Raw genomic sequence first — 10,150 nt, 5'->3', positions numbered from 1 at the left:
AGGGTGAATTCAGCTAGTTCCTACCACTGGTCGTTCTGTGCGCTCGAGCGTCCGGCACCGGCCCCGGCACCCTTTCCGGTGCGTGCCTTGCGGGCACTGTCTCCGCTGAAGCGGGTGTCGCCGTCGCGCTTCTTGGAGTCGTTGTTGAAGTCCTTCTTGAAGGGCTTCTTGAACTCCCCTGCACCGCGGGCTCCGGCCGGCTTGCGGCCCTTGTCGAGCTCGAGGTGGATGAGCTCCCCACCGATGCGGGTCTTCGACAGCGCGCGCAACTGGTCCTTGCTGAGATCCGCGGGGAGCTCCACGAGGGTGTGGTCTGCGCGGATGTCGATGCCACCGATCTGGGCGGAGGAAAGCCCGCCCTCGTTGGCGATGGCGCCGACGATCGAACCGGGCATGACCCGCTGGCGGCGTCCTACGGCGATGCGGTACGTTGCATTGCCCTCGGTGAGGGTGCGGGTCGGTCCGCGTGAACCGAAGGCATCCTTGCGCCCCTCGGAGCGCTCGCGCTGCCCCGCCGGTGCCACCGGGATGTCCTTGACGAGGATCGGATTACCGTTCTGGGCCATGACGGCCAGTGCGGCCGCAATCTCGGCCGCCGGAACGTTGTGCTCCTGCTCGTAGTTCGCAATCAGGTTGCGGAACTCGGAGACGTCCTCGCCCGCCAGGGTCTCGGTGATCTTGCCCGCGAACTTGACCATGCGCAGTTCGTTGATGGTCGCCGTGGAGGGAAGTTGCATCTGCTCGACGGGCTGGCGTGTGGCCTTCTCGATGGAGCGCAGCAGGTACTTCTCACGCGGGGTGATGAAGAGGATAGCGTCGCCGGAACGGCCCGCGCGACCTGTGCGGCCGATGCGGTGCACGTAGGACTCGGTGTCGTGCGGGATGTCGTAGTTCACGACGAGCGAGATCCGCTCCACATCGAGTCCGCGGGCTGCGACGTCGGTCGCCACGAGGATGTCGATCTTGCCGTCACGCAGGGCCTCGACCGTGCGCTCACGCTGCTGCTGGGGAATGTCTCCGTTGATGGCTGCTGCCGAGAAGCCCCGTGAACGCAACTTGTCCGCCAGATCCTCGGTGGCCATCTTGGTGCGCACGAAGGCAATGATGCCGTCGAATTCCTCGACCTCGAGGATGCGGGTCATGGCGTCGAGCTTGTGGGGGCCCATGACCTGCAGGTAGCGCTGACGCGTGTTGGTGCCGGTGGTGGTCTTGCCCTTGACGGAGATCTCGGCGGGATCGTTCAGGTACTTCTTGGCGATCCTGCGGATGGCACCGGGCATGGTGGCTGAGAACAGGGCAACCTGCTTCTCTGCCGGCGTTGACGAGAGGATCTGCTCCACATCTTCGGCAAAGCCCATGCGGAGCATCTCGTCGGCCTCGTCGAGCACCACGTACTCAAGGTTCGACAGGTCGAGCGAACCCTTGGAGATATGGTCGATGACACGCCCGGGAGTACCGACGACTACCTGGGCGCCGCGGCGCAGGCCGGCGAGCTGCGGGCCGTACGGTGATCCGCCGTACACCGGAAGAACGGTGAAACCGTCCATGTGGCGTGCGTAGGAGGTGAACGCCTCGGCCACCTGGAGCGCGAGCTCGCGGGTCGGTGCGAGCACCAGGACCTGGGTGTGCTTGCTGGGTCCGCCATTGATATCGGCGAGCTCCGCCATCTTCGACAGCGCGGGAATGGCGAACGCCGCCGTCTTGCCGGTGCCCGTCTGGGCCAGGCCGACGACGTCGCGTCCTTCGAGGAGCGCCGGAATGGTGGCGGCCTGGATAGGGGACGGCTTTTCGTAGCCGACGTCGTTGAGAGCGGCGAGGACACGGCCGTCGAGGTTGAGGTCGGCGAAACGGATGTCGACGCCGTCGTCCTCCGCGGGTACCTCGGCTGCGGGGGCAACAGCGGCCGGGGTCTCGATTGCTGAGTTGTTCTCGGTGTTTTCCAGGGACAGATTTTCAGGCATGAGGGAAGAACCTTCAGATAGATGCCGGACGGCCCGGATGGCGGGAGCCAACAGGTGCCGTATGTACATAGAAATCCGGCACTGTTTCAATCCCGCGGCAGGACTTCTCGTCACAACTGGTTCTCTGCTCTCTCAGCAGTGATGTGTGACGTTTTCTTCTAGCCGGCGCTCCCTGATGAATCTGCCCGCCTGTTCTGCAGCGGGCCCCAAACACAACCTATCCAGCCCTTGAAGGGGCGAAAATAAAGGGAATACCGGTGTGGGGGATATTCCAAGTCTACTGCACGTCGCGGGCGAGCGCGCCCGAAAACCCGACGACGGTGGGTGACCTTGCCCACGTCGGATTGCGTCCACCCGGATTCAGCCGGCCGCAGGGCATATCGGATGGCTGGATTCAGCCGGTCCGCAGGGCATGGAGTGCGGATTTCCGCACCTGCGGCGACAGGGCCGGCTCCCTGGCGGCATCGGCGTCGAGCAGTCGCTGGGCGGCGACCGCATCGATCCCGGCAAAGACCTGGGCCGCAGTGATGCCGTGGGCGGGCACACTGAGCACCTGCACGGTGTCCCCCGCTGTAATGGCACCCCGCTGGACGACGCTGAGGTAGGTTCCCAACCGGTTGGCCTCGGAGAACCGTTTCACCCAGTTCTTTTCACCCAGGCGACGTGCGAAGTTGACGCACGGGGTGCGGGGCATGGTGGTTTCGAGGATCACGGTGTCCCCTACCAGCCAACGTTCTCCGATGACCGCACGGCTGGCGTCGATGCCGGCTACCCGGAGGTTCTCCCCGAAGAGACCAGGATCCACGGTGCGGCCGAGTTCGGCGCTCCAGTAGTCGGCGTCGTCCTGCGAATAGGCGTAAACGGCCTTCAGCGGGCCGCCGTGGTGCTTGCGGCTGGCCTGGATGTCACCGGTCAGGCCGAGGGTGTGTACGTTCACCTCGCCGTTCACCGGTCGCTTGTCGATGGCGGTGACTCCGGTGGAATCACGAGTGGGGAGGAGTTCATGCACGCGGCATACTGCCACCACGGAACCAGTCGTCATGCCGATATCCTATGGCGCCGGAGGAGTCGGCGCCGATGCCGGACGCGCCGCGTGCGCCGCTTCGGCGTTTCCACCGGCGGCATTCCCACCGATGGGATTCGACGCGGCCCGCTTGCCGCCGGCACTCGCCGCGGCCCGATCGCCGGAGGCAGGTCCGCCGGTTGCAGGACGGAGCGCCCGCGTCAGCAGCACCCAGAACACCAGGATCGCCAGGCCGCAGAAGACGCCGGCGCTGGAGGCCATGAGCCACCCGGTGGTCAGCTGGGAGTTGAGGTCCTCGGCACCCAGCAGCGTGCCGATGGTCTTGGGCGAGTAGATGAACACGGGCAACGTGAGAACGAACAACACTCCGGCGGCGTAGCGGTACCCCTTCCGGTTCTTCGGCAGGGAGAAGAACTGGGCAGCGAGGACCGGAAGGATGATGGCGATCCACACCCAGTGGTGCGACCACGAGATGGGCGAGATGAGCAGCATGAGCAGCGCCGTCGCCGTCATCCCGATGAAACGGTCACCTCGTGCATGAGCGCCTCGGATCACGTACGCGGCGGCGCCGACGAGCGCCAGTGACACTCCGAGCCACGGGAGAAAGGACGGGAAATCCGGGCCACCGAAATGCAGGATCGCGCCGCGCACCGACAGGTTGTCCACGTACCCCTCCCCGCCGATCCGGCCCGTGTCCCGCAGCATCTGCAGCCAGTAGATTCGGGATTCCGAGGGGAGCAGCAGGAAGCCGAGCCCGATAGTCCCGAAGAATCCGGCCGCCATGTTCCGCAGTTCGCGCCACTCGCCTCGCATCAGGAAGTAGAGGCCGAAGACCAGCGGGGTCAGCTTGATGCCGGCGGCGACTCCGGTGACCATCCCCGTGGGCCACCTGCGATGCGGCCCCGACAGCAGGTCCACGATGATCAGCGCGAACAGGAGGATGTTGATCTGCGCGAAGGCCATGGTCTCGCGCCAGGGCCCCAGCAGGCAGATCAGCCCGGCACCGGCGATGGCGGCCGGCAATGCCACGGGATGGCCCAGCACCGCACGCATGCTGGGAAGGCCCGTCGAGTAGCGGGCCACATGGACTGCCGTCGCGAGCGCCGTGAGGACGGAGAGCGCCACGAAAATCACCGCGCCGATTTCGGCGGTCACCAGGGTCAGCGCAGTGAACAGCAGGGCGGCGAACGGCGGGTAGGTGAACAGGAGCGATCCCTCACCCTCACCGAACGAGCGGGTATACAGCGAACCGTCGCCGTCCACCACGCTCTGGCCGCCCATCCGGTAGACGCGGAAATCCAGGCCGATGAAGTTGGCCCAAGACAGCGACCACAGCACCAGGGCCGCGAAAACGACGACGGCGGCAATGAGGGTGAGCACCCGGACCACCGGTGGGCTACTGGTCAAACGCATGCATCATCCTTTGCCTGTGGGGTGGTTGCGGCACCGTTGGAATGACCCGATTCATCGCCCGGCGGCTCATCCAGTGTAGCTACGGGCCGCGGCTCGCGCAGGCAAGCGGGTATGTTGGAAATTCCGGACCCCTCCCGAAAGGCTCCCCCTCCATGGCCACGTCCCCGCGCGGAAACTCTGCTCCCATTCCCCTGACCGCCGTGATCAACGCCCATGTGGTGCCGATCGACGGCGATCCCTTCGACGGCACCGTGGTGTTCGACGGCGGCACGATCACCGCCCTCGGTGCGGACGTGCAGGTGCCCGAGGGTGCGGCCGTGATCGATGCCGACGGCAAATGGCTGCTGCCCGGCTTCGTCGACGCTCATGTGCACCTGGGTACTCATGAGGAAGGCGAAGGCTCCGCGGGAGACGACACCAATGAGATGACCGATCCCAATACCGCCGGTGTGCGTGCCCTTGACGCCATCAACCCGTATGACCCCGGCTTCGACGACGCGCTCGCAGGCGGCGTCACCACCGTCAACGTCAACCCGGGTTCCGGCAACCCCATCGGCGGCCTTGCCGTCGCCATCCACACCCATGGCCGGTATATCGAGGAAATGCTGCTGCGCTCCCCCAGCGGCCTGAAATCCGCACTGGGTGAGAACCCCAAGCGTGTGTACGGCGACAAGAAGCAGACGCCGTCCACGCGCCTCGGCACTGCGATGGTGATCCGCAAGGCGTTCATGGAAGCGCAGAACTACATCGGCAAGGCTGACGAGAACGCGCGCGATCCGAAACTCGAGGCACTGGCCATGGTGCTTCGCCGGGAAATCCCCTGGCGCCAGCACGCCCACCGGGCGGACGACATCGCCACAGCCATCCGCCTCGCTGACGAGTTCGGGTATGACCTGGTGCTGGACCACGGCACTGAAGCGCACCTGCTCGCCGATGTGCTCGCCGAGCGCGGCACGCCCGTGCTGATCGGCCCGCTGTTCACCACGAAGTCCAAGGTCGAACTCCGAGGGCGGTCCATCGCCAACCCCGGAAAGCTTGCGGCGGCCGGCGTCGAGATCTCGATCATCACCGACCACCCCGTCATTCCCATCAACTTCCTTGTCCACCAGGCGACGTTCGCCATCAAGGAGGGCCTGGACCGCGAGACGGCGCTCCGCTCGATCACCATCAACCCGGCGAAGGTGCTGGGCCTCGCCGAACGCCTCGGATCGCTCGCGGTGGGCAAGGATGCCGACGTCGTGCTGTGGAGCGGTGACCCGCTCGATGTCATGCAGCGTGCGCTGCAGGTCTGGATCGGCGGCCGCGAGGTCTACCGCTACGACGCCGAAACCCGCAGCGGCGTCGTCGCAGCCCGGGGTTAACCGCGATCATGGCCGGCCGTAGGCCCGTACTTCCGCCGAAGCCCTTCACGCTGCGCGCCGCCTTCGCGGTATGGCTCGTCGTGGGCGTCCTGCTCCTCGTGGCGGGCGGCACTTTCCTGTTTTCCGCGGCGGCGCAGGAGGAGGACCGCGCCGGGTTCCTCGGCCTGGGGACGGTCCTTGCGGTGCTCGCCGTGGTGCAGCTGGCGCTTCTGCTGCGTCTTCGTCGGGGGAAGCGCAACGCGCGGGAGCTCCTGAGCACGCTGGGGATCATCGCAGGCGTGCCCGTGCTGGTGCGCGGGACCCCCGGCCTGTCGGCGATCGCCGTCGCGATGCTCGTGGCGGTGCTGCTGATGTGGCTGCCCCAGAGCAGCGACTACTTCCAGCTCACCGAGCCCAAGGCGAAGAGGAAGCTGCGCCTGCCCTGGCCGCGGCGTTGACGCGGTTCCGACGCGCCGACCGGCTCACGAACGCTACCTGCAGTCATCCTTTACCTGGTCGAGCTATGCGTGGGCCGCCGTCATTGGCCTTCCCGCATGATGCGTGGAAAAATAGGGGTGAGTCCCTGATCAGGGCGCTCCCGGACGATGGGTGCCGTACCCGGTGTGCGACAAGACGGCCCATGGGAGAAAAGTCATGGCATGGATCGTTCTCGTCATTTCCGGTGTGCTGGAAGCCGTATGGGCCACGGCCCTCGGTAAGTCCGAAGGCTTCAGCAAACTCGGACCCACCCTCGTCTTCATTCCCTCGATTCTGGCCAGCATGGCTGGCCTGGCCTACGCGATGCGGGACCTGCCCACCGGAACGGCCTACGCCGTCTGGGTCGGTATCGGCGCATCCCTGACTGTCGTGTACGCCATGGTCACCGGCGCCGAGGCGTCATCCCTTCTGAAGGTCGTGTTCCTGGCCATGATCGTCGGCGGCGTCGTGGGGCTCAAACTCAGCCACTAGGCACACCGGCTCAGGACGCCGGTGACAACCGGGGCGTCATCGAGGAGTAGCCCGGCGGCGTATCGTCTATCACCTTCCTGCGCGATATCACCGAACGAGCCACCGCAACGGAGCTGTCCCGATGGCTCGAGGCCGTCGTTCCAGAGGATCGCCCTAGCTGCGCAGTGCGGTGAGCGCCTGCTCGAGGTCCGCCAGGAGGTCCTCGACGTCCTCGATGCCCACCGACAGCCGGATCAGGTTCTCGGGAACGGCGAGTTCGGTGCCCTTGACCGACGCGTGGGTCATGTCGGACGGATAGTTCATCAGCGATTCGATGCCGCCGAGGGATTCCGCGAGCGTGAACACGGCGGTCGATTCGGCCACCGTCTTCGCCGCTTCGGCTCCGCCCTTGAACGTCACCGAGATCATGCCGCCGAAACTCTTCATCTGGGATGCGGCGAGGTCGTGGCCCGGGTGGTCGGCCAGGCCTGGATAATACACATGCTCCACTTCGTCCTGCTCGAGCAGCCACTCTGCGATCGCCGTCGCGTTGGACGAGTGGCGGTCCATGCGTACGCCGAGCGTCTTCAAGCCGCGCGTGGTGAGCCAGGCTTCCATAGGTGCCGACACCGCCCCGACGGCGAACTGGATAAAGCCCACCTTCTCGGCGAGTTCGTCGTCGTTCACTATCACCGCTCCGCCGCTGGCATCCGAGTGCCCGCCGATGTACTTGGTGGTCGAGTGCACCACGACGTCGGCACCGAAGGTCAGCGGCTGCTGCAGGTAGGGCGAGGCGAAGGTGTTGTCCACGACGAGGAGCGCGCCGGCGTCGTGCGCGAGCTGCGCGATGGCCGCGATGTCGGTGATCTTCATCATCGGGTTCGACGGCGTCTCCACCCACACCATCTTCGTGTTGCCGGCCGCAATGGCCGCGCTGACGGCGTCGGCGTCGGCCATATCCACCGCACTGTTGGTGATACCCCACTCGGACAGCACGCGGTCGATCAGCCGGTAGGTTCCCCCGTAGGCGTCGTTGCCGAGCACGATATGGTCACCCGGCCGCAGGGCTGCGCGGATCAGCGCGTCCTCGGCTGCGAGGCCCGACGAGAAGCTGAAGGCATGCTTGCCACCCTCGAGGGCGGCGAGCTGGGTCTGCAGCGAATCGCGCGTCGGGTTGGTGCCGCGGCCGTACTCGTAGCCGTTGCGCAGCTTGCCGATGCCGTCCTGGGCGAACGTGGTGGTCTGGTAGAGCGGCGGGATGACCGCTCCCGTGGTGGGATCCGGTGTCTGGCCGGCGTGGATGGCGCGGGTGTTGAAACCCTGGGCGTCAGAATGCGTCACGATGCTCCTGAGAGTGGGGGTTGTTAGAGGCTCATATAGGTCAGCAAGTCTTGGCGCGTAAGAATTCCCACCGGCGAGCCGATATGCGTCACCATGAGAATGTCATGGTCCTGGAGCCGCTCGCGGGCCGCCTCGACGGATTCGGATGAACCGATCAGCGGAAGCTTCCCGTCCATGTGCTCCGAGATCGCGTCCGTCGGTTTCGCTTTGCCCTCGAAGACTCTCGCGGTGAGCGAGCGCTCATCCACCGAGCCCAGTACCTCGCCCATCTTGACCGGTGGCTCATGCGAGAGGACCGGGATGCTCGATACCCCGAACTCGCTCATCCTGGCGATGGTATCGCGCACCGTTGCTGACGGCTGGGCGTAAACCAGTTCCGGGATGGCGCCAGTTTTCGAGCCCAGGACCTTCCCGACCGTGTGTTCATTTCCGCCATCCCCGTCAAGGAAGCCGAGGGACGCCATCCAGTCATCGTTGAAGATCTTGCCGAGGTAGCCACGGCCGCCGTCGGGCAGGAGGACCACGACGACGTCGTCGGCCGTCAGGTCCTTGGCCACCCGCAGGGCGGCCACCACGGCCATGCCGCAGGAGCCGCCGACGAGCAGCCCCTCTTCCCGGGCAAGGCGTCGGGTCATGGCGAAGCTCTCGGCATCGGTGACGGCGTGGATCTCGTCGGCCACCGTGCGGTCATAGGCGTCGGGCCACATGTCCTCGCCGACGCCCTCCACGAAGTAGGGGCGTCCCGTGCCGCCGGAATACACCGATCCGTCGGGGTCGGCGCCGATGATCCTCACGGGGCCGCTCTCGCGGCCGGCCGATACTTCCTTGAGGTAGCGTCCTGTTCCGCTGATGGTTCCACCGGTACCCACTCCGGTGACGAAGTGCGTCAGGCGGCCGTCCGTGTCATTCCAGATTTCAGGGCCCGTGGTTTCGTAGTGGCTCAGGGGTCCGTTGGAGTTCGAGAACTGGTCGGGCTTCCAGGCGCCGGGGATTTCGCGGGTCAGCCGGTCGGAGACGCCGTAATAGGACTCGGGGCTCTCGGGGGCCACGGAGGTCGGGGTCACCACGACCTCCGCACCATAGGCCTTGAGGACATTGCGCTTGTCCTCGCCCACCTTGTCCGGCACCACGAAGACGCACTTGTAGCCGCGCTGCTGGGCGACTAGCGCCAGGCCGACCCCGGTGTTTCCGGAGGTGGGCTCGACGATGGTGCCGCCGGGCCCCAGCTTGCCCTCGGCTTCGGCAGCATCGATCATCTTCGCTGCGATGCGATCCTTCACCGATCCCCCGGGGTTCAGGTACTCGACCTTTGCCAGGACCGTCGCGGCGATCCCCTCGGTCACGGTGTTGAGTTTGACCAGCGGGGTGTTGCCGATCAGGTCGACTATCGAATTCGCGTACTTCATGCCTACAAAGCTACCAAGCGGCACCGCATCAGCGGTTCGCAGGTTACGCCGGAGGACGTCCCGGTGCCTTCCGGCGGCTCCTGCATCGCTTTTAGCGCCATTCGCGCTCCCCCTCGGCGTGTTGCCGAGGACACGCCGCGTTCCGGGCCACAATCCCGGCAAACGCGGCACATCTGACGCAGGCTGAACACCTCAACCCAGCGCAGTATGGCTATGCCCGTTGCCGTTGTCCACACTGCGGACAAACGGAATACGACGGCGCCCGGCCGCCTTGCACCTCCTATGACTACTATCGCGATTATCGGAGCAGGATCAGGTCTTGGAGCAGCAGTAGCACGGCGGTTCGGCGCTGAAGGATTCGCCGTTGCCCTCATCTCCCGCAACCAGGGGCGCCTCGATGCGCTCGCCGAGGAACTGGGGAAGGACGGCGTCCATGCGCAGGGCTTCACCGCCGATGTGCGGGACCCGGCATCGATTTCCAGTGCACTCGAGCAGGCGACCGAAACCCTCGGCCCGATCGAGGTGCTGCAATACAGTCCGCTGCCGCAGAAGGACTTCATGCGCCCCGTGCTCGAGACGACGCCGGCGGATCTCGTGGGGCCGATCGAATTCTCGATCTACGGGCCCGTGGCCGCCGTGCACCAGGTGGTTCCGGGCATGCGCTTCCTCGGCAAGAACCGCGGCACCATCCTCTTCGTGAACGGCGGCTCGGCCGTC

9 protein-coding genes and 1 riboswitch are annotated in these 10,150 nt (G+C 65.9%); of the genes, 4 read left to right on the top strand and 5 right to left on the bottom strand.

The genetic code is table 11. From position 1 onward, the window contains the following. Positions 1-20: 20 nt before the first annotated feature. From Y705_RS0108545 to Y705_RS18515, 3 genes are all read right to left on the bottom strand, one after another. Positions 21-1,961, bottom strand: a complete 1,941-nt coding sequence (locus Y705_RS0108545) for a DEAD/DEAH box helicase (protein WP_026532560.1) — start codon at positions 1,959-1,961, stop codon at positions 21-23. A 394-nt stretch (positions 1,962-2,355) separates the two neighbouring features. Beyond that, positions 2,356-3,003 (bottom strand): MOSC domain-containing protein, encoded by a 648-nt coding sequence (locus Y705_RS0108540; protein ID WP_026532559.1) that lies wholly within the window; start codon positions 3,001-3,003, stop codon positions 2,356-2,358. Between the two features lie 9 nt (positions 3,004-3,012). Next, entirely contained in the window at positions 3,013-4,398 is a 1,386-nt protein-coding gene (locus Y705_RS18515; protein WP_081737920.1) for a glycosyltransferase 87 family protein, read from the bottom strand. A gap of 152 nt (positions 4,399-4,550) precedes the next feature. Here Y705_RS18515 and Y705_RS0108530 point away from each other — a divergent pair, with 152 nt between their 5' ends. From Y705_RS0108530 to Y705_RS0108520, 3 genes are all read left to right on the top strand, one after another. After that, positions 4,551-5,759, top strand: coding sequence for an amidohydrolase (locus Y705_RS0108530; protein ID WP_049822494.1), 1,209 nt, complete (start codon positions 4,551-4,553; stop codon positions 5,757-5,759). Between the two features lie 8 nt (positions 5,760-5,767). Beyond that, positions 5,768-6,196, top strand: coding sequence for a hypothetical protein (locus tag Y705_RS0108525; RefSeq protein WP_026532557.1), 429 nt, complete (start codon positions 5,768-5,770; stop codon positions 6,194-6,196). Between the two features lie 116 nt (positions 6,197-6,312). Beyond that, positions 6,313-6,381: riboswitch (guanidine-III (ykkC-III) riboswitch) on the top strand. 11 nt (positions 6,382-6,392) lie between these two features. Further along, positions 6,393-6,707, top strand: a complete 315-nt coding sequence (locus Y705_RS0108520) for a DMT family transporter (RefSeq protein ID WP_026532556.1) — start codon at positions 6,393-6,395, stop codon at positions 6,705-6,707. A gap of 153 nt (positions 6,708-6,860) precedes the next feature. On the opposite strand, the gene Y705_RS0108515 is transcribed toward Y705_RS0108520, so the two are convergent. Both Y705_RS0108515 and Y705_RS0108510 read right to left on the bottom strand, forming a co-directional pair. After that, entirely contained in the window at positions 6,861-8,027 is a 1,167-nt protein-coding gene (locus Y705_RS0108515; protein WP_026532555.1) for a cystathionine gamma-synthase, read from the bottom strand. A gap of 23 nt (positions 8,028-8,050) precedes the next feature. Then, positions 8,051-9,433, bottom strand: coding sequence for a cystathionine beta-synthase (locus tag Y705_RS0108510; RefSeq protein WP_026532554.1), 1,383 nt, complete (start codon positions 9,431-9,433; stop codon positions 8,051-8,053). Between the two features lie 282 nt (positions 9,434-9,715). Here Y705_RS0108510 and Y705_RS18510 point away from each other — a divergent pair. Continuing rightward, on the top strand, positions 9,716-10,150 hold a 435-nt coding region (locus Y705_RS18510), incomplete at its 3' end, for an SDR family NAD(P)-dependent oxidoreductase (protein WP_049822493.1).

The sequence above is a fragment of the Arthrobacter sp. H41 genome (assembly GCF_000520535.1).
Lineage (GTDB): Bacteria > Actinomycetota > Actinomycetes > Actinomycetales > Micrococcaceae > Arthrobacter_D.
Note: the sequence above shows the minus strand (reverse complement) of the source record. Positions and strands in the feature narration are given on the sequence as shown.